Genomic DNA, 19,766 nt, shown 5'->3' with positions numbered 1-19,766 from the left:
AGCGGGTCCACGAGGTGCTGGCAGACGAGCCAAAGTTCGCTTTCTCGGAGATGGAGCGCCATAGGCGTTCAAGCGGTCTCGCATGCCGATAGCGCATGGCAACAGCGAGGCCATGAGTTCAGCAGCTTGGCCACGTAGCCCATTGGAGCGCACCAGTACAGGCTTGCTGTGGCATCAACGCCATGAGCAGCAAAGCATTCTTTGCCAGATCGTTGCAGATAGTGACAATGACAGAAATGAGCCGCTTCATCCAGCCAGCGCATGAATAGACAAGAGATCGCCTTCCTATCGAGGCACTTTGATGCCGTACCCTGCAACTGCGCGAAGCATTCGCGACGAGGAACTCAATTTAGTCTTTAAGTTTTTCTTCAATATCAATCACATCGAGTCTAAAGAAAATGGCGTCGAACACTCACAAAATCCCATAGGAGAAACAATTGGAAAATAGAGTTTATTACGGACAGTACTCACTTAAGCATTGGATAAATCTAATTTTAAAGAAAAATATCGCACTACCAGAATATCAGCGCTATTTCGTATGGAACGAGAACAAGGTAGCAAATTTAATTGAGGCGTTTAGCAATAAGCAATTTATACCACCAGTCACGATTGGCGCATTTAAAATAGGCGACACAAGTCAAAATCTCATTTTGGACGGACAGCAACGACTAACAAGTATTTTGCTAGCATATCTTGATTTGTATCCGGATGAAAAGACATACAAAAAAACCATTGAAATATTTGCTAGTGAAAACGATGATAGTGAGCCCGGCGAGCTACTCGACAACGTTTTCGAGTGGACGTTTCACAAGCTAACGGAAAAGGCATCTAGCAAACAAGAAATCCTTAAAAAAATCCAAGATGGAAATTACAAAAAAACAAATCTCAATATAAAAGAAAATTTCTTTGAAGAGAATTTTCTTGGATTTTCTTATTTGGTCCCATCGACAAATGATGAGAAGATACAACAAAAATACTACTCTTCTGTTTTTAGGAACATAAACATTCAAGGGGAAACACTTCTACCCCAAGAGAGCCGGGCATCACTGTACTTTCTGGATAAAGACCTGACACAGTTCTTCACCAAAAGGTTTACACAGAATTTCGTTATCAAAGGATTCAGCGGAGAAACAAAAATCGATTTCGTAAGATTTTTGGCTTTGCTATCACAATACAACAAAGATGGGGGATCAGAATACGTTGCTCGAAGCTACAAGCAGATCATGGAGAAATATTACGAAGAGTACATATACTCCGCGATCAGTGACAGCGACGGAAGATATGGAAAATTCTCCAGCATTTTCCCTGGAAAGCAATATGACTTGCGGCTTACAACACTGCAAAGCACAATAGATGAAATGAAAATTTATGAAAAATTCTCATCCATCATTGATCTTGACATGTATTTCTTTGGACTTATTTATACCACTGTTTTTCTAGGCAAAACTGTTGATAAAAATAAAATCAAAGAATTGAAAGAAAATATCGAATCAAATATCACCGAACTTAGAAAAGATGCACAACACGTAAGAGCTCCGGGCCATCTAAAATATTTGCGACTGAGAATCGATGAATCAATAAAGCTATACAACAAATATGCCATCAAGAACGCACTCTGACTTTATATTTTCGCCCATATCAAAAATTCTCAGGGATGCTGTATCAGCAAGCGCAGGAATTGGATCGGGCATTGAAACCTTTTCCCTGTGCGACTATGTCATGCAATCCATATTTATAAAAATGACGGGCTTTCAAGAGCAAAAAATGAAGTGCATTTGCTGGGACGTGGCATCCATTGATTTCGAATACCGGTATGAATTCACCAAGAAGCCGCTGGGAGAATGCTCAAGCTACCCAGACAAAAATACCATTTACAAAGACCTTACAAAGATCGCAAAAAAGCATGATCTTCAGATCAATGAAGTATTTAGCAACAGAAAGGAATTGATTGAATACGCGACCAAAGAAATAATAGAGACATTTGAGAAAACTAACCTCGCCATTTGGGCGCAGGCTGCATTTCTTGACTTCAAGAAAATCCTTACATCAATCAAACCAAGTCACATCGCAAGTGATAACGAAATTTTCACAGACTCCGCCCTAAGATCCTTATACACAGACCACTTATACCGACAAAGAAACAGAATAGCTCACAACACATCTTCTTATCAACACAATTTGCCAACACTGAAGACTTTACTAGATGAAAAATATAAATACGAGAATTATTTTTTATTTTTCTTCATGTTGATACTAATAGATAAAATATTCATTGAACTCTATGGGAGATTTTTACAGGCAAACGACGAGAGAGCGGATTAGGGAAGGTCCGCCCTCTGAAGTTTCGAGAAAAGCCGCCTAAGTAGTTGATTCCATTGGGCTTGGGTTTCGAAAAGCGAGGTCTGGCAGAAGATCTCTAGTATCAAAAGAGATCCGAATAAATTGGGTAGGCTCTACCGCGCCGGCACCCCGCCCCGCCACTGCCCCCAATTCCGCACGATATGGTCCACCACCCGCGTGCCCACCAGCGCCACGTTCTCCACCGTTTCCGCAAAGCCCCCGGCCGTTTCGCCCGGTGCCGGGTCCAGATGCTGCAGCGTGGTTTCCTTGGGGTTGCCCTGGTCAAAATTGACCGCGCCGCGCAGGCTCAACAGGCGGTCGGTGCCGTGGGTGCGCTTGACCACCAGGGCAATGGCGGCGGCTTCCATCTCGGTGATCACGTAGTCGTCAGCCCCGTAAAGCTTGGCGATGTACTGGGCCTGCTTGGACATGCCGGGGCCGTGGAAGAACGTGTCGCCGGTCATGTGGGTGCCGGTGATGACGCTGGGGCCGCGGCGGGCGGCCTCGTCGGGGTAGCGCTGGCGGTAGACGCGGGCGCCTTCTGAATCCTTGAGCGGTGCATCGACGCTGAGGTTCATGGCCCAGTCGACCAGCAGGGGGTTCAGCTGAAAGCGGCGGTATTCCTCATAGCCCTTGCGCGGCATGAAGGTGGGCTCGCCGGCCTTGTTTTCTTCAGGCGCCCAGCGGTGGCCCAGGTCGTAGTCGACCAGCCATGTGCCCCAGCTCACGTCGCCAATGGTGCCCCGCTGCGGCGGCGTGCCGGCCACGCCGGAGATCACGTAGTACGCCTGCGCAAAGTCGAATTGGGGGTTGAGCAGAATGGCCTGCATGGACGACGACGAGTTGACCTTGCCCATGCCCAGCACGGCGCCGCACACGCCGTCGGCGTTGCAGTACACGGGGCCCAGCGCGCCGGGCACGGTGATGGGGGTGGCCTCTTTCCAATACCGCTCGTACCAGTGCTGGAACTCACCCGCGCGGTCGCCGGTGTTTTTGCCGATCTCGAACATGGCGGCGACGAAGACCTTGACGCGGATGGGTGCGGTGCTGGTGGCCGAGGGCGATGTCGCGCAGCCGGAAATGGACAGCGCAGCAAGGGCCAGCAGGAGCCAGCGCGCGGGGTGGAAAGAGGGGAAGAGCATCGAAGGCACCTTAGCTAGGAAAAAGACATGCTGCGCGTTGGCACAAGCCATGGGACACGCAAGAACTCTGCCATTTTGGGCCTGAATTCGGTGATGGCTCAGCAAGGCAGGAGCGCGCGATCATGGAGGCAATCACTTTACCGTCTTGGTCCGCAATCTTCCAAGAGCGGCGGCGCCCTGGAACGACGGCAAGCGAACAGCTACCCCATCTCGATCCAAGAAAACCAGCATGCGGCTAGACTCCAAGTGCTGCCGCGAACCCGGCGGCAACCACGGTTCTCCCGACATGCACCCCTACAGCGATCAATTTTTGCAGAAGCCCAAATCGGCTGAAGAATTCATCCGCTGCATCATCTGGAAGGGATGGGACCAGTGGGCTGCATTTGATGCCGGCTCCAAGCTGCTCCTTTCGGCCAAGCCGCAGTTGGTGCGTGAATCGATCAGCGCTCTGCAAGAGCGCTCTGACCTCACCCGGTATACCCACGCCCTGACCCGCATCGTCGACCTGTCGGACGACGATGAAGCCCTGCGCGCATCATGGAAGCACAACCTGACCCAGCTTCGTGCGTTGCTTTTCACATCGGCCATTGGAACCAGCCGCCAGCGTGCCAAGCTGCTGGAAATCGCGCAGAACAAGCAAGTGGTCAACGCAATGCGGTACGCACTGGGGCAAGAGCGGGAACCAGAGCTAAGGCGCATCGAGCCCACCTGGATTGCGGTCCTTTATGCGGAGGGCTTTTCGCTGTCCAAACATGAAGCAGACCGATTCAATGCGCACCTCCCCCCAGAGCTTCAAGCGCTACTGTTGGGTTACTACCAAGAGGAAGTGGCGTAAGGAGCCTGTTGCAGAAGGAGCATCGACTGCATTCGCCGCCAAAGCGGCACGGTGAGGGCAAGCCCTAATGCACATGAATTAATTCAAGTGCATTATTCACCCCATGACGCCTGCCCTTGCATTGCCTGCCGATGATCCTTCGCCGCCAGCCCCCTCCCCCACCGACCCGCAGGCCACCCGCACCCGCCTGATCGAAGAAGCCATGCACCTCATGGCGCGCGAGGGGATGAACGCCGTGTCGCTGCGGCGCATCGTGATCGCGGCGGGGGCGCAGAACCCTTCGGCACTGCACTACCACTTTGGCGGGCGCGATGAGCTGATCGAAGCGATCACCCACTTTCTGCAGCAATGGCTGGAGCCGCGGGCCTGTGCGCGGCTGCAGGCACTGGCGGACCAGCCGGGCTACACCGTGCGCGATGTGGTGGAGGCGGCCTTTGGCCCCGTGATCGCCATGCTGGGCGAGCCCGCGCTGGGGCGCGATGCGGTCAACTTCATCGGCCGGCTGGGGTGGGACTATGGCGAGAAGGGGCAGGAAATATCGGCCGCCCTGCACCGCCGCACGCTGGAGCTGACCCTGGCGCGGCTGCAGGCGCTCATGCCCGCTGTGGGGCGCGAGACGATCCAGTTTCGGCTGCTGCTGACCATGAACGCCGTGTACTACGGCATCTCGTACCGCAGCTACATGCGGCGCTCGCCCTTTGGAGCCATGGAACTTTCGATGCCTGGCAACGAAGCGCGCGAACAAGAAGAGTTTTTGACTTATCTGGTGGCTGGGTTGAGCGGCTAATAAAGCCTCCCTGGCGTCGTTGTTCTGTCTTGCCGTACTGAACGTACTGTCTGCGACAGAAGCGCCTAGCCAGAGAGGCTTTCTTAACCGCTTAACTCCCTGCTGATGTTGACACGCGTGTGCGTTGCTTGGGCAACGCACCTGCAGCGTTAGCTTGCGCCCATTTTTTACCCACCGCCTCACACAACCATCAAGGAGACAGGCATGCAGATGAACAAAAGAGATATCGGCAACCACCACGTCGGCGCGCCCCTGCGCCGCACGTTGCTGAGCCTGACCCTTGCCGCAGCGCTGACGGCCTGCGGCGGTGGCGGGCAGGCGTTGGTGGATGGCGGCGCCACCTCCGGCGAGTTCACCATCAGCACGCACGAGCTGGCCAGCCGCGCCAAGGCGGCGCGCACGCCGGGCACGGCAGGCGTCACGGTGACGGCGGGCAGCAAGCTGGCCACGCAGTTCGGCGCGGCGGGGCCGGATTTGAACCGGGTGCGCTACACGCGCTATGGGCTGGCGGCCAATGCGGGCAAGCCGGTGGATGCGGTGCTGGTGGCGATGCCGGGCACGCTGGCGGCGTCGCACAGCTACCTGATCCTGGCTGAGAACCTGGTGCGCCGCATGTGGGTCGACCACCAGGCGGTGGTGGAGGTGTGGGGGGTGGACCGCCGGTCCGTGGCGCTGCAGGACATGGAGGGCCTGCAGATCGCCGAGCGCGAGCGCGATGCGGCGCTGGGCCTGAATTTTCTGTACGGCGGCGAGCTGGGGCTGCCGCTGCCGGCCAAGCTGAGCCGGCGCGCGGTGTTCCATGAAAGCCGTGAGATCCCGTTTTTGGCGGACTGGACGCCGCAGGTGCATTCGCTGGACCTGGATGCGGTGGTGACCGCAGCGCACACGGTGGCGCGCAATGGCAATGTGTTTCTGGGCGGGCATTCGGCGGGCACGGGCTTTGTGGCGCGCTATGCGGCCACGGACTTCAACCTCACGGGCACAGGGCCTGCGCAGCCGGGCTACGCCAAGCTCAAGGGGCTGGTGCTGTTTGAGGGCCCCGGCGGTGCGCTGGCAACGAGCGCGCCCACGGCGGCGCAGCTCGATGCGGTGGTGCGCGCGGCCGATGGCGGGCTGTATGCGGCGGTGGCGTCGGGGGCCGAGCCAGGGTTTGTGTCGCGCCCGGGCCTCACGCCGCGCGTGAGCGCATCGACCGAGATCGCGGGCATGCAGATGGCCTTTGAGGGCACGGTCAACGGCACGCAGGCGCTGCTGCAGGCGGACCAGGGGGGCGTGGCGGGCAACAACGTGTACAACCGCGTGGCAGACTTCACCAAGCGCGACTTCGGGGTGACGGCGGGCGCGGCCATCGGCACCTTCATGGACGACGACAACCTGCAGCGCACCGTGTTCTATTCGGTGTCGATGGGCGCCCTGGGCCCGGCGCGGGCCGACGGCCTGCGCACCTGGCTGGACAACACCGACCCGCTGCCCGCAGCGGCCTACCGAGACTTCGGCCCGCAGCCGGCCACGCTGGTGGCCAACCCGCCCGCCTGGGGCAAGGAGGTGGAGCCCACCAACCTCAAGCGCATGTCGCGCGCGCTGTTTGTGGGCAACACCACCTACAGCGACTGGTACTACCCCAGCTCGGGCCTGCTGCTCGCCAATGCCGAAGGCAGCGGCGGCGCCAACCTGGGGCTGGATACCAGCGCCCTGTCGCTGCCCACCAGCCAGGGCGGGCGCGGCCGGGCCGACATCGTGAACCAGACGCAGGCGAAGAAGATCGACATCCCCGTCATCGCGTTTGGCGGCACCAATGGCCTCACGCCCGTGGCCGGCATCTGGCGTGGCTTTGCCGAGGCGATTGCGCCCTGCGCCGCAGCCAGCTGCAAGGCCGGCATGGCGCGCACGCCCGCCGGCCAGCCCACACTGGTGGCCAACCGCCAGTACGGCGGGGTGGAAGGCGGCTTTGAGGTACACATGAGCGAGGGCTATTCGCACGTGGACATCGTGACGGCCGACGACGATGCGACGAACAATGTGATCCGGCCGCTGGCGGCGTTCATGAAGCGCAACGCGAGCGCCGGGGGTGCCAAGTGATGCGCAGCAGTGGCCTTGCCGCAGCAGCACTGCTGGCCCTGGGCGGCCTGGGCGCTGCTGCCCATGCGGCAGAGCCCGCGCCGCTGGACTGCCTGGGCCCGGTGCAGCACGAATCGCCCGCTCCCGGCTCGGCCGAGTGGAAGCAGCGCGATGCCGACAATATGGCCTGCGCACGCCAGCGCATCGACGACTTTGCGCAGCAACCCGCCTCGCTGTTCACCCCGGGCAAGACGCCTGCGCTCGACGCCTATCGCAACCCGGCCAGCCATGCCGACAAGCGCTTTCGGTACACCGAGGCGAGCACACCATCCGCATCGGGCAAACCGATTGCGGTGGAGATCTACCGGCCCTGCTCCGCAGGCACCTGCAGGGGCATGCCGGCAGGCCTCAAGGCCTTCGAGCCGCCCTACCCTGCGGTGGTGATCGTGCATGGCGGCTACAGCTCCAAACGGCTGCACCGTTCGGCCGCACAGGTGCTGGCCGAGGCGGGCTACATGACGATCGCGCTGGAAACCACTGCCCCCATGGGCACGCACGGCCCCGACGCGCAGAGCGTGGTGGACTGGGTTTTGGCCACGCCATCCGCCCCGCTGGCCGGCGGTGCCTTCCCGCACGGGAAGGAGCTGGACGCGCGCATGGTGGGTATTGCGGGCCACTCGCAAGGCGGCAGCACGGCCAGCCTGATCGGGCAAACCGACAAGCGCATCGGCGCCATCGTGTCGTGGGACAACCTCACGGCACTCAAGACCGGCTGGGTCGACAAGATCGGCATGGACCCACCGGCGGACGTCGCCATTCGCACACCGGCGCTGGGCATTGGGGCGGACTACTACTTCAAGGTGATCCCCACCACCGAAGCGCCCGAGCCCGCCAAGACGAATACCCAGGGCGGCCGGGGCCGTGGGGCCGAGCCCCACCCCAAGGACCTGGGCTACCAGGAGCTCAAGGGCGCCGGGGTGGACACCATGCTGGTGGCGCTGCGCGCGGGCACGCACCTGGACTTCTCGCTGTTTGGCGGGCCGGCCAGCCGGTATGGTGAATCGGTCATCAACTACTACACGCTGGCCTGGTTCGACCGCTACCTGAAAGGCGCGCACGACCCGGCGCTGGCGGCCGATGCGTTCCGGCGGCTCACGGCGCCAACCTTCGACGACTCGGCCGACCGGCACAACATCAGCCAGGGACTGTACGACAAGGCGGCGGCAGGGGATTCGGTCATGAAGGGCAACCGCCCCTACCTGGTGGGCGGCACGCCGGTGCGCGACCGGCTGTCGTTCTACTTCAAGTCGCGCTGCGCGATCACCAAGCCAGGCAGCACGGCGCGGGTCGGGTCGGAGGATATGCGGGCGGCGGGGTGCCGGTAAGCATCGCGCTGCTAAGGAGCTGAGCTGGCGCCTTGCCGCACCGCCTCCCTGCCCGCCAGCAGGTCCACAAACGCGCGCACCTTGGCCGGGCGAAACCGCGCGGCCGGAAACACCGCGTGGATGCCGCCCGAGGGCAGCTCCCACTGCGGCAGCACCTGGATGAGGCGGCCGGTGGCAAGGTGGTCTGCAATCGCATAGTCAGGCAGCACGGAGAGCCCGGCGCCCTGGCACACGGCTTCGCGCACGGCCAGGGTGGCATCGAGAAAGATGGATGCCTGCATGGTCACCGCCTGGCGTTCGGCCCCGTCGCGCGCGAAATCCCACCGCAGGTTGTCGCGCAAGGCGGTGTTGGCCACGAAGGGCAGCCCCACCAACTCGCCCGGCTGCGTGAGCGTTGCCACCTGCCGCGTCATGGCAGGGGGCGCCACCAGCAGTTGCCTGAACGCGCCGATCTTGCGGGCCTGCAGGCCCGTCTCGGCGAGCCAGCCGACGCGTATGGCCAGCTCGATATTGCCGGTCATGAGGTTCAGCGTCTGGTCGCTCATGATGGCGTCGACCTTGCAGGCGGGATAGCGCTGCATGAAGGCGACGATGGCCGGCACGACGACGCCCACGCCATAGTCGAACGGGGCCGTGAGCCGCAGCGTGCCCGATGGCTCTGCCGATGATTCGGCCAGTTCGCCAAAGGCGTCTTCGGCCTCGTGCAGGATGGATGCACAGCGCAGGTAGAAGGCCTGCCCGGCCTCGGTGGGCTGCACCTTGCGCGTGGTGCGCACCAGCAGCGAGGTGCGAAACTCGCTCTCCAGCCGGGCCACCTGCTGGCTGACCACGGCCTTGGTGATGCCCAGCCGCTCGGCTGCAGCGGTGAAAGAGCCCGTCTCCACCACCGCCACGAAGTAGGCCAGGCGCCTGAGGTTGCCCAGCCCGCCCAGGCTGTTGTCGGCCTGATTGTATGTTTTTAGCATACATTGTGTTTAGCATGTATGTATTTCAGAGTCAATCGATAGTGCCTACCATGGGCCCAGCGCTTCTCCACCGGGCCGGCAACTGCCCGCAAAAAGAGCTGCGCCAAGCTGCAATCAGTGATCCACAATGCAACCGCCGCAGGCGTCGCGATGGTTGATTTTCAGGAGTGAAACGCCATGGCTGATACGACCCGATTGACGTGGAAACATTTCCCCGCTGGCGAGCACGGATTCTTCCGCGCGCCGGTGCTCATCTCTGGCACGAGCGATGCCGTGCTGATCGACGGCGGCTTCACGCTGCCCGATGGCAAGGCGCTGGCCGAGGCCATCAAGGCCAGCGGCAAGAAGCTCACGACCATCTACATCAGCCAGAGCGACCCGGACTATTACTTCAGCCTGGGGCCCATCAAGGCGGCCTTCCCGAATGCCAGGGTGATCGCTGCGTCGGCCACCATTGCCGCCATCAAGGCCAATGTGGAAAAGAAGCTGGCCACCTGGGGCCCGCAGCTCAAGGACAACGGCCCGCAGGCGCTGGCAGACATCGTGATGCCCGAGGCCTTTGACGGCCCAAGCCTCTCGCTGGAAGGCCACACCATCGACATCGCCAATGCCGACGGCCTGGCCAATCGCCGCTATGTCTGGGTGCCGTCGCTCAACGCCGTCTTCGGCGGGGTGCTGGTGTTCTCGGGCGTGCACGTGTGGACGGCAGACACGCAGGGCGCCGATGCGCGTGCCGCGTGGATCAGCAACCTCGACGCCATGGCCGCGCGCCAGCCGGCAGTGGTGGTGCCAGGGCACATGGCGATCACTGCGGCTGCCGATGCAACGGCACTTGCCTACACCCTCGACTACCTGCTGGCGTTTGAACAAGAGCTGGCCAAGGCGGCCGACAGTGCCGCCCTGATCGCCGCCATGACACAGCGCTACCCGGACGCCGGCATGGGCGTGGCGCTGCAGATCGGCGCCAAGGTGGCCACCGGCGAAATGAAGTGGGGCTGAAGCCATGACGACCCAACCTATCGATATCGTGCGCGCGCATTACGCCGCGTCGGCCCAGGGCAATGTGCAGGAGATGATGGCCAACGTGTCGCCCCAGGTGCGCTGGACCGAGATGGCCGGGTTTCCGTGCGCGGGCACCTGGGTGGGGCCGCAGGCGGTGGCCGAGAACGTGTTTGCCGTGCTGGGCCGCGACTGGATCGGCTACCGGTTCGAGCTGCAAACCCTGATCGATGCGGGCGACCAGGTGATCGGGGTGGGCACCTACCACGGCACCTTCCGCGCCACGGGCAAGGCAATGCAGGCGCGGGTGGCCCATGTGTGGAAGGTGCAGGACGGCCAGATCATGGCCTTCGAGCAATTCACCGACACGCTGCTGGTGCGCCAGGCAATGGGCAACGCGCCGTAAGAAACTTTGCCGGGCTGGCCAAGTCCACCACCTGCATGCGGCTGCCATGGCAGGCGCATGCAGATATCACCATCGCAACCATTCACATCACCATGCACCATTCAAAACTGCTTGCCATCGCCGCGCTGGCCATCACCCTCGGGGCGCCCGCATTCGCCCAGACGCCTGTCAGCCCCGCCACGGACCAGGCGGCGCAGCTCGCCAGCAGCGACCCCAAGATCGCTGCCAACAAGCGCCTGGTGTACGACTTCTGGCGTGAGGTCTTTGAGTCGGGCCAGGTGAGCTCGGTAGATAAATACGTGGCCGAGGGCTACATCCAGCACAACCCCAACGTGCCCAACGGCCGGGCCGCGCTGGTTGGCTTCATTTCAAGCCGGCATGCAAGCCCCAAGCCGGTGGAGGACCGGATCAAGGCTCCCCTGGTTTCGATCACGGCCGAGCGTGATCTGGTGACGCTCAGCTTCGTGCGCGAGTACCCCGATCCGAAGGACGCATCGAAGAAGTACACCACCACCTGGTTCGACATGTTCCGCATCGAGAACGGGAAGATCGTGGAGCACTGGGATTCGGCCCTGCGTCAGTGATACGAATTGGCCTTCAATCGTCTAGCGTCGTTGGTTCGCCTTGCCGTGCCACAGCACTGTCTGCGGCTCCCGCCTAGCCATACGATCGAATGCCAATCCGTATGAGGCTACGGTAGCGCGCGGAATGCGCTGGGGATGGCGATTCGCCGGGGGAAGCAAGGGTTGCTGCCGCCAACGGCCCTGACCGGGTCAGTGACAATGGCACCCCTTTCTCCCGGACATGCCTGTGCACAATTCGCCCATTCCGCCAAAGCCGCCTGCGCGCAGTTGGGCCCACGCCCGGATCACGGCCACCGCCGAGCAGCGGCGTGTGCTGGACTCCACGGCGCCGGCCATCATCATCAGCGCGCTGGCGGGCACGGGCAAGACGACCACGCTGTGCATGAAGGCCTGCAACCTGCTGGCCAGCCTGCAGGGCCAGCGCGACGCGGCGCCACCGCGCATTCTGGTGCTGGCGTATTCACGCGCCGGGGTGACTGCCATACGCGACCGCATGCTGCAGCTGCACGGCGCGGTGCCGCGCAGCATGGAGGTGCTGACCATGGAGCAGCTGTGCGAGCAGGTGCTCAAGGAACAGGGCGACCCGGTGGAGAAGCTGGACGACCCGGTGCGGCGGCGCTTTCTCATACTGCAGGCGCAAGAGGCCTTGCGGCTGGAGCTGGAGCGCAACAGTGACAGTGGTGGCGGCAGCGATGGCATCGACGACGCCATGCTGGGCCAGAACGTGGACATCGATGCCTTTCTGGCCTTTGAGGCGCTGGCCAAGAAGCGGCTGCTGGCGCGCGAGGTGGAAGACTCGGGCCTGGACCTGCGCGCCTTTTGCGAAGACCGCGACCTGGATTACGGCCTGTGCCGCCTGTACGGGCAGTACGAGCGCATGCGCGTGGGCATGAACCACGAGCCGCGCTTTTATGCCGAGGGCGACTGCACCTTCGAGCTGTGCCGCCAGCTCTCTGCGCTGGACTGGGACCAGCCGTTTGAATGGCTGCAAGAGCGCTACAGCGCCGTGCTGTTCGACGAGCTGCACGACCTGGACGAGGGCGCGCTGACGGTGCTGCGCAAGCTGGTGCAGGGCAGCAATGGCTTCTTCGTGGGCGCGGGGGATTTCAACCAGCACATCCACGAGGGTTCGTTCTCAGTGTTCGGCAGCGGCATGCAGCGCGTGCGCGAGTGCCTGCCGGCCGATACGCAGGTGCTGACCATCAACACCACGCGCCGCTTTGGCGCCGATATCTGCGCAGCGCTGAACCCGCTGTTCGGCGTGGAGTTTGCGCCCGTGGCCGGTAGCTCGGACGCGTTTGCCCACCTCACCTACGACAGCGACGAGCACTGCGCCGCGCAGCTGGTGGAGCTGCATGGGCAGATCGTCAATGGCTGGGGCGCGCTGCAGGAAAGCAAGGGGGACAAGGGCGCACAGCACAACAGCTCGCTGAACGTGGTGCTGCGCAACCCGCAGGACAGCATCCTGCTCGAATGGGTGTTTGGCCACGAGGGCGTGCACTACGGCTGCCAGGGCATGAGCCCCTTCTACCTGCGCCGCGAGGTGGCACTGGCGCTGGCGCTGATGTGGGCGTTGCAGGGCGATGACGGCCACGAGCGCTACCTGACCCCGGGCATCGTGGGCGCCGCCGTGGAGGGCCTGTTGCACTATGGCCGCCGCACGGCGCGCAGCGGCGCCGCCGACGTGGACCTGCTGGCCCAGGGCCAGTTCGACAACGCAGGCTGGACCGACCTGCCCGGCGCCGACGAGGGCAGCAAGCTGGCCGCCACGCTGTACAGCGGTGCCACACGCATGCGCCGCTACATCGCGCACGGCACGCTGAACCCGAATGCGCCCGAGCTCAAGGATGCCTGCGCCGAGATCATGGCCCTGCCCGCTGCGGCGCGGGCCGCCGTGCTGGCCGATGCCGGCGCCTTCTGCCAGCACCCGCTGGTGCGGCGCATCTTTGCCGATGCGCCCATCAACGGCACGGAGCGCAGCGCCTGCCTGGCCAGCCTCGCCAGCCTGGCCCACCTGGCGCATGGCCTGCCGGTGGCGGAGCTGCTGGGTCGCCTCACCCTGCTGGTGACGACAAGCATCGCCATGCACCAAAGCCAGGAGCCCATCAGCCTGCGCCTCTTGAGCGTGGACGCCTGCAAGGGCCGCGAGTTCACCTTTGTGGCCGTGCCCTTCGTGGAGCGCGGGCGCTTTCCCGGCCCCGCATCGCACCAGGAAGCCTATCGCGAGCGCAACATGCTCTACGTGGCCACCACGCGGGCGCGGGCGGCGCTGTGGGTGCTGGAGAGCGCGGCCAAGCCGGTGTGGCCGGGGCCGGTTTAGGCCCGCCCTTTACGCCGCCTTGTCGCGGCCCATGCGCAGTGCGCCTTCGCCATCGTGCGAGGCGAAGCCGTGCCATGCCAGGGCATCCACCACCATGTAAGTGCCGAGCGCCAGCAACCCCACCATCAGGCAGCGCCGAAACCACACCGCCGACAGGCGCTGGCGGATGCGGGTGCCCAGGGCCATGCCCAGCAGCGCGGGCAGCAGCATCCAGGCCGAGAGCACGAGGGCGGATGCCGGGTAGCTGGCGTTGAGCGCCAGGCCGCCCGCCAGCGCGATGGTGGAGACGGTGAAGCAGATGCCCATGGCCTGCACCAGCGCGTCCCTTTGGAGGCCGAGTGCCTGGAGGTAAGGAACCGCAGGCACCACGAAAACGCCGGTGGCGGCAGTGACCCAGCCGGTGGCAAAGCCCACCAGGGGCGACAGCCAGCGCTCGGCCCGGGGCGGCACCGCCAGGCGCGCACCCACCAGGCCCCAGCAGCCATAGGCGATGAGCGCCACACCCAGCAATGCACGCGACCACGCACCGGCCGGCGCCCCCAGCACCCAGGCCCCGAGCCAGGTGCCTGCGCAGATGCCCAGCTGCATGCCGCCCAGGCGCCGCAGCAGCGGCCCCAGCGTGGCCCATGGGCGCAGTTGCCACAGGTTGGTGATCAGCGATGGCATGACGAGCAGTGCCGCTGCCTCGGCCGGCGCCATCAGCATCGCCAGCAGGGCCATCGACACGGTGGGCAGCCCCAGGCCGACGATGCCCTTGACGCCGCCGGCCACCAGAAAGACGGCCACCGCGCCCGCCAGCCAGGCCCAGGAGCCCCCACCGAACAGGCCGGCCATCATGGTTGCGGCCCCGCCCGCAGGCCCTGGCATGTAGGACAATTTTGAAATTGTGCTGGATTCATCGCGGACATTCTTCGGCGGCCCGCACGGTGCAGCAGGCCATGGCCGCCATTCTTGGCAAGGCGGGCGCGCCTGAAAATGCGGAATGCGGCGCACCCAGCCTCAGGCTGGGCCGAAGGCCGTTGTGGTACGTTGTGGCCCATGCGCTTTGACCTGACCGACCTGCGGCTGTTTTTGAACGTGCACGAGGCCGGCACCATCACCGGCGGTGCAGAGCGCAGCCACATGGCGCTGGCATCGGCCAGCGAGCGCATACGCGGCATGGAAGACGCGCTGGGTGTGCCCCTGCTGCTGCGCGAGCAGCGCGGCGTGCAGCCCACGCCCGCGGGCCACACTCTGCTGCACCACGCACGGCTGGTGCTGCAGCAGATGGAGCAGCTGCGCGGCGACCTGGGCGAGTACGGCGCTGGCCTGGCGGGCCATGTGCGCGTGCTGTGCAACAGCTCGGCCCTGAGCGAATACCTGCCGCAGGCGATTGCGGGCTTTCTGGCGCGGCACCCGCGCATCTCGGTAGACGTGGACGAGCGCTCCAGCCAGGAGGTGGCCGACGCGGTGCGCGCGGGCCTGTGCGACATGGGCCTGGTGTCCGATGCCGTGGACCTGGAAGGCCTGGCCACGCGGGTGCTGCGGCCCGACCCGCTGGTGCTGGTGGTGCCGCAGGGGCACGAACTGGCCGCGCGCCGCAGCGTGGCACTGGCCGAGGTGGCGCACCTGGACTTCATCGGCCTGGCCGAAGGCAGCGCGCTGCAGGCCCTGGTGGTGCGCCACGCCCAGCGCCAGGGCCAGCGGCTGCGCTACCGGGTGCGGCTGCGCCAGTTCGAGGCGGTGTGCCAGCTGGTCGGCCTGGGGGTGGGCGTGGGCATACTGCCCCGCGCGGCAGCCATGCGCCACGCACGCGCGCAGCATGTGAAGGCCGTGCGCCTGACCGACGCCTGGGCCGACCGGCAACTGGTGCTGTGCCTGCGCAAACTGCAAGATTTGCCACAGCATGCGCAGCAGTTGGTGCACCATCTGCTGCCCATCGCGCAAAATTCTGAAACCGCCCCACCCTCTTTCACACCCGCACCATGAGCTACGACCTTCGCGTTTGGGAACCCCCGGCCGGCCAGGCCCCTCCGACCTCGTACGAGGAAGCCCTGCGCAACTGGTTCGGGCTGGAGCTGCTGGAGCCCGGGCCCAACCCGAAGTTCGCGGCCTTGGCCGCGCAGATGGCAGCCTACAAGGACTGCGGCGAGGCGCCCTGGGACGGCGATCCGGTCAACGATGCGAAAAACTGCCGCAAGGCCGTGTGGACGTTTTCCCTGCCCGCCGAGAACCGCATGAAGCTGCTGGGCGCCGTGGTGAAGCGGGCCAACGCGCTGGGCCTGACGGTGTTGGACGACCAGGTGGGCCTGGCGCTGGTGGCGCCCCACCGCGTGCTGCCGCCGGAGCGCACCGACTTCTGGACACAGGCGATGCGGGTGCTGGAGAACGCGCCCCTGGACTCGGCCACGCCCGCCCCCACTCCCACACCGGCCTCCACGCCCGCCGCAGCGCCCGCGCGAGCGCCCCTGTCCATGGCACTTGCGTCGGCGCGCGACGAGATGCGCTCGGTGCTCTCGTCGATGCTGCCACAGCACGGCTTCATATCACCCCGGCAGGCGATCGAGGTGCCGTACTACCACGCCCAGGCGGAGGCGACGTATTTCCGGCCCACCCCGGCGGGTGGGCAGGGCGTGACGCTGCTGACGTCGAACACCAACCACCTGCCGTGCCTGACCATCGACGTGAATGTGTTCAGTGAAGAAATCGCCAACATCCTGCGGGCCGTCTTTCCCGAGCATGACGAGATGTACTTCCGGCGCCAGCTGAATTTTTATGTCGGGATTTTTCAGGACACCTATGCCTATTTCCCCATCAAGGGTTCGGCAGACCTGCAGCGCATGGTGAAAGAGGTGCAGGACCCGGTGGGGCCCATTCTGGAGATGACCCGCACGCCGCTGGGCATGCAGGCCATCCTGTCGGGCACCACCGTGTTCCCGCTGGCCGGCAACCCCCAGGGCCACAAGACGCTGGCGGAACACACCCAGAAGAACTTCGGCTACGCCGCGCTGGTCAGTGCCTGGCTGTATGGTGGCGAGCAGTTCCAGGAGATGGCGCAGCAAAAACGAGCGCATGAAGAGCGCACGGCGCCTGCCGCCATGAAGAAGGAAATGGTGCAACGGGTAGACCGGCTGCTGGCGTACCTGCGTGCGCAGGTGAAGCGAAAAGCATAGGCTGCCGCGCTCAGCGCGCTCGCTCCAAGAGCCACTGCTCCGCTTCAGCCTGCTGCTTGAAGCGCGCCCAGTCCAGCGCGGTCTTGCCATGGGGGTCCTTGCGCGCCAGGTCGATGCCCCGGGCCTCGAACCACTGCAGCGCCTCCACCCGGCCCCGGCCGGCGGCCAGCATGGTCGGGGTTTCGCCCCGGCTGGCCATTGCGGGTTCATCGAGCGGCTGGCCTTGCGCAGCCAGCCATTCCAGGCAGGCGATGCAGCCGCTTTGCGCGGCCATGTGCACGGGGCCCCAATCCCAGCGGTTGCGGGCCGACAGGCCGGCCCCGGCCTGCACCAGGCGCTGGGCCGCAGCCAGGTTGCCGCCGTAGAAGGCGCGCAGCAGCGCGGTGTCGCCCAGTTCGCTGTCCTTTTGCGTCTGGCGCAGGTCGGGCTTGGCGCCGGCGCCAAGCAGCGCCTCGATGTGCTCCATCTGCCCCCGGTGCGCGGCCAGCATGAGCACGCTGGAGCCGTTGGGCGCCAGCAGGTCGGGGTTGGCGCCGGCCGCCAGCGCGGCGCGCAGGGCGGCGGCGTCGCCGGCGTTCTGGGCGTCGAGCAGACGGCCGTCTACGGCGGAGTACGACACGGCGGGCGCAGCCGCCTCAGCCGCCTCAGCCGCTGGCGTGCGGCGCGCCATGCCAGCCACCTTGGGCCCCACAACCCACCAGACCACCAGGGCCAGCACCAGCAGCGCGCCCCAGGCCGGGCGGGAATACTGAGCCCGAGCGGGCCGCTGCATGCCGGCCGCAAAGCGGCCACGCCGGTGCGCCCAGGCCTGCGCGAGCGAATGGCCCAGGGCCGTGGCCGCCGCCTCGCCACCCAGGCCGGGGGTCAGTCGTACCAGCGTGTCCCCTGCCCCACGCGCGTAGACGGCGTGGTAGCGGTGCTCGCTGGCACCGCTGCCCGTGGTGTACAGCAGCTTGTGCGCCAGGGTGCGGCTGGCATCGCCGGGCACGGTGTCGGCACGCGACCAGAGCCAGGAGTGGCGGCGCGCGGTGATGCCGCCGTCCTGCACGGTCAGGCTCCAACGGCGGGTGGCGGCGTGCAGGGCAAAGGCGGCCAGGCCGATCCAGGCGCCCGCCGCGAAGAACCCGTGGGGCAGCACCAGGCCCTGCGCGCTCAGGCGGCCGTTGATCGCCGCCTCCAGCGCCAGGCCGGCCAGCACCAGGCCGGCGGCCCAGCGCCAGCCGCTCTGGCTGAATTGGTAGGTCCATGCCTCTCGGGTCTCCTGCAGCGTGACTGCCGGGGGCAAAGGCAGGGGGCCTTCGTTCGCGACCTCGGCTTCGCTCAGGGGCGCAATGGGCACCACTTGCTTCCAGGCGGCGCGCCGGTCGAAGCGGTCGGGCAGTTCATCGCCGCCACCCTCGAAGCCGCGCGGCGCGGCCTGCACGGGCAGGTCGTAGGTCAGCTCCACCGAGCCGTCCGGGCCGTGCAGCAGCTCCAGCCGCCAGTCCACGCGCTCGCCGGAGCGCTGGCTGCCGTGCGGGGGCGCATCGGCCGGCAGATCGAAGCGCGCGGCCAGCCGCAGCCCGCCATCGGCCGTGCGCTGCATGCGCGCCGCTTCGGTGAATGACTCCACGCAGCGCTCGGGCGAGCCCGAGCCCGATTCGTCCACCCGGTACTGGGCCAGGCGCAGCTGCGGGCGGTTCTCGTTCTGGTGGGCAGCGGCGCGCTCGGGCAGCAGCAGCGTCAGCTCCACCGGGTGGCCGGCGCGCGGCCGGGCTGGCAGCGCCGTGAGCGCTGTGCCCGCATAGCGCCAGGCCTGGCGCGTCTGGTGCAATGCCAGGCCGATCAGCACCAGCCCCACCATGACGAAGATCGAGATGAAGGCCTTGGCGAACCAGGGCGCGCTGCCGCTGGTCCACAGCATGGCGGCCATGGGGAAGGCGATGCCGCACCAGAAGACGGTGAAGAACCAGGTGGCGCCCGCCGACTTGCTGGCCGCGCCTTTTTTCAGGGGCTCGGGCGCAGCGCCCAGCTCGGCCTCCGGCTTCCTGCCGCCCCCGCCCAGCAGGATGTGCACGAAGAACCAGGCCGCCACCAGCCCCACGCCCGTGAAGACCAGGGCAAAGGGCACGCGGAACATCTGCAGCGCCCAGCGGATGGAAGGGTCGATGAGCGCCTGCGAGGGCGCCTGCGGGTTGACCATGATGGTGATGGGCTGCCCACGGGACTGGGCGCTTTGCAGCAGCCCGTGCCAGTGCTGGTGCCAGTCGCCGATGTTGTCGGCACCGGCCTCGGGGTCGAGCCCCACGCGGGTGCCCTCGTACTGCCGGCCCGCGAATTCGTAGCGGTAGCGGGCCTGCACCCGGTAGGTGGTGCCATCGCTGGACGTGTGGCGCTTGAGCTCGGTGCCCAGCACCTGGGCCGCCACCGGATGCCAGCTGCGCACCTCCAGCGCCGCCCGGAGCGTCTGCGCCAGGGGCTGGAGCCCCGCGAAGTAGCCGCCCAGACCAAAGGCCGCTGCGAATAGCCCGCTAAACAGCAGCATTCCCAGGCGCTTGGCCAGGGTGTCTATGTTTTCGGGGTTGTTCTCTCTTGCCATGGATGTCCCTCCATTTCTTTTTGTTGTTGTTATGCGATGAGGATGCGCCCCCATCATGACATTTGCATGACAAAAACAAGGCAATGGCATGTCTGCAACATGACCCTCCTGTTTCCGCACACCTCGTACCCGCAGCCTCGACTATTTCCAATACTGGAACAGTCAGTTCGCGACTGGGTGGTTTTTCTTTGATCACCTGCGGCGTACAGTTCAAC

The 19,766-nt window shown here is 64.4% G+C and carries 16 protein-coding genes; 12 read left to right on the top strand and 4 right to left on the bottom strand.

The features are described from left to right. Nucleotides 1-437 precede the first annotated feature (437 nt). A complete protein-coding gene (locus ASE31_RS31350) occupies nucleotides 438-1,619 on the top strand; it encodes a DUF262 domain-containing protein (RefSeq protein WP_082604431.1) in 1,182 nt (393 codons plus the stop codon). After that, nucleotides 1,597-2,322 (top strand): Abi family protein, encoded by a 726-nt coding sequence (locus ASE31_RS31345; RefSeq protein ID WP_082604430.1) that lies wholly within the window; start codon nucleotides 1,597-1,599, stop codon nucleotides 2,320-2,322. The genes ASE31_RS31350 and ASE31_RS31345 overlap by 23 nt, the downstream gene beginning before the upstream one ends. Nucleotides 2,323-2,453: 131 nt before the next feature. Here the strand turns inward: ASE31_RS31345 and ASE31_RS29430 are convergent, their stop codons facing one another. Next, the gene (locus ASE31_RS29430) at nucleotides 2,454-3,482 is read right to left on the bottom strand and encodes a purine nucleoside permease (protein ID WP_057206612.1); all 1,029 of its coding nucleotides are present in this window, start codon (nucleotides 3,480-3,482) and stop codon (nucleotides 2,454-2,456) included. Between the two features lie 286 nt (nucleotides 3,483-3,768). On the opposite strand from ASE31_RS29430, the gene ASE31_RS29425 reads away from it, so the two are divergent. The 4 genes from ASE31_RS29425 (at nucleotide 3,769) to ASE31_RS29410 (ending at nucleotide 8,547) form a co-directional block, all read left to right on the top strand. Then, nucleotides 3,769-4,317, top strand: a complete 549-nt coding sequence (locus tag ASE31_RS29425; RefSeq protein ID WP_162261449.1) for a hypothetical protein — start codon at nucleotides 3,769-3,771, stop codon at nucleotides 4,315-4,317. A gap of 103 nt (nucleotides 4,318-4,420) precedes the next feature. After that, on the top strand, nucleotides 4,421-5,104 hold the full coding sequence (locus tag ASE31_RS29420; protein ID WP_057206607.1) for a TetR family transcriptional regulator: 684 nt from the start codon (nucleotides 4,421-4,423) through the stop codon (nucleotides 5,102-5,104). A gap of 204 nt (nucleotides 5,105-5,308) precedes the next feature. Beyond that, the gene (locus tag ASE31_RS29415) at nucleotides 5,309-7,183 is read left to right on the top strand and encodes a hypothetical protein (protein WP_057206604.1); all 1,875 of its coding nucleotides are present in this window, start codon (nucleotides 5,309-5,311) and stop codon (nucleotides 7,181-7,183) included. Further along, nucleotides 7,183-8,547: a S9 family peptidase gene (locus ASE31_RS29410; protein ID WP_057206602.1), complete on the top strand. Its 1,365-nt coding sequence runs from the start codon at nucleotides 7,183-7,185 to the stop codon at nucleotides 8,545-8,547. The genes ASE31_RS29415 and ASE31_RS29410 overlap by 1 nt, the downstream gene beginning before the upstream one ends. Before the next feature lie 11 nt (nucleotides 8,548-8,558). On the opposite strand, the gene ASE31_RS29405 is transcribed toward ASE31_RS29410, so the two are convergent. Continuing rightward, nucleotides 8,559-9,512, bottom strand: coding sequence for a LysR family transcriptional regulator (locus ASE31_RS29405; RefSeq protein WP_057206600.1), 954 nt, complete (start codon nucleotides 9,510-9,512; stop codon nucleotides 8,559-8,561). A 177-nt stretch (nucleotides 9,513-9,689) separates the two neighbouring features. On the opposite strand from ASE31_RS29405, the gene ASE31_RS29400 reads away from it, so the two are divergent. The 4 genes from ASE31_RS29400 (at nucleotide 9,690) to ASE31_RS29385 (ending at nucleotide 13,821) form a co-directional block, all read left to right on the top strand. Continuing rightward, entirely contained in the window at nucleotides 9,690-10,511 is an 822-nt protein-coding gene (locus ASE31_RS29400) for an MBL fold metallo-hydrolase (RefSeq protein ID WP_057206598.1), read from the top strand. Between the two features lie 4 nt (nucleotides 10,512-10,515). Further along, nucleotides 10,516-10,917: a nuclear transport factor 2 family protein gene (locus ASE31_RS29395; RefSeq protein WP_057206596.1), complete on the top strand. Its 402-nt coding sequence runs from the start codon at nucleotides 10,516-10,518 to the stop codon at nucleotides 10,915-10,917. A gap of 92 nt (nucleotides 10,918-11,009) precedes the next feature. After that, nucleotides 11,010-11,501 carry a nuclear transport factor 2 family protein gene (locus ASE31_RS29390; RefSeq protein WP_057206721.1) on the top strand — a complete coding sequence of 164 codons (492 nt, stop codon included), beginning with the start codon at nucleotides 11,010-11,012 and terminating at the stop codon, nucleotides 11,499-11,501. A 220-nt stretch (nucleotides 11,502-11,721) separates the two neighbouring features. Then, on the top strand, nucleotides 11,722-13,821 hold the full coding sequence (locus tag ASE31_RS29385; protein WP_057206593.1) for a UvrD-helicase domain-containing protein: 2,100 nt from the start codon (nucleotides 11,722-11,724) through the stop codon (nucleotides 13,819-13,821). Between the two features lie 9 nt (nucleotides 13,822-13,830). Here ASE31_RS29385 and ASE31_RS29380 read toward each other — a convergent pair whose 3' ends face one another. Then, nucleotides 13,831-14,658: a sulfite exporter TauE/SafE family protein gene (locus ASE31_RS29380; protein WP_057206590.1), complete on the bottom strand. Its 828-nt coding sequence runs from the start codon at nucleotides 14,656-14,658 to the stop codon at nucleotides 13,831-13,833. Nucleotides 14,659-14,859: 201 nt separating this feature from the next. Here ASE31_RS29380 and ASE31_RS29375 point away from each other — a divergent pair, with 201 nt between their 5' ends. Beyond that, complete coding sequence (locus tag ASE31_RS29375) at nucleotides 14,860-15,789, top strand: LysR substrate-binding domain-containing protein (protein ID WP_057206588.1); 930 nt, start codon at nucleotides 14,860-14,862, stop codon at nucleotides 15,787-15,789. Beyond that, a complete protein-coding gene (locus ASE31_RS29370; RefSeq protein ID WP_057206586.1) occupies nucleotides 15,786-16,973 on the top strand; it encodes a hypothetical protein in 1,188 nt (395 codons plus the stop codon). Before ASE31_RS29375 ends, ASE31_RS29370 begins: the two co-directional genes overlap by 4 nt. Nucleotides 16,974-16,983: 10 nt before the next feature. Here the strand turns inward: ASE31_RS29370 and ASE31_RS29365 are convergent, their stop codons facing one another. Continuing rightward, nucleotides 16,984-19,551 carry an ankyrin repeat domain-containing protein gene (locus tag ASE31_RS29365; RefSeq protein WP_057206584.1) on the bottom strand — a complete coding sequence of 856 codons (2,568 nt, stop codon included), beginning with the start codon at nucleotides 19,549-19,551 and terminating at the stop codon, nucleotides 16,984-16,986. Nucleotides 19,552-19,766: the final 215 nt, after the last annotated feature.

It is taken from the genome of Acidovorax sp. Root217 (assembly GCF_001428645.1).
Lineage (GTDB): Bacteria > Pseudomonadota > Gammaproteobacteria > Burkholderiales > Burkholderiaceae_C > Acidovorax.
Note: the sequence above shows the minus strand (reverse complement) of the source record. Positions and strands in the feature narration are given on the sequence as shown.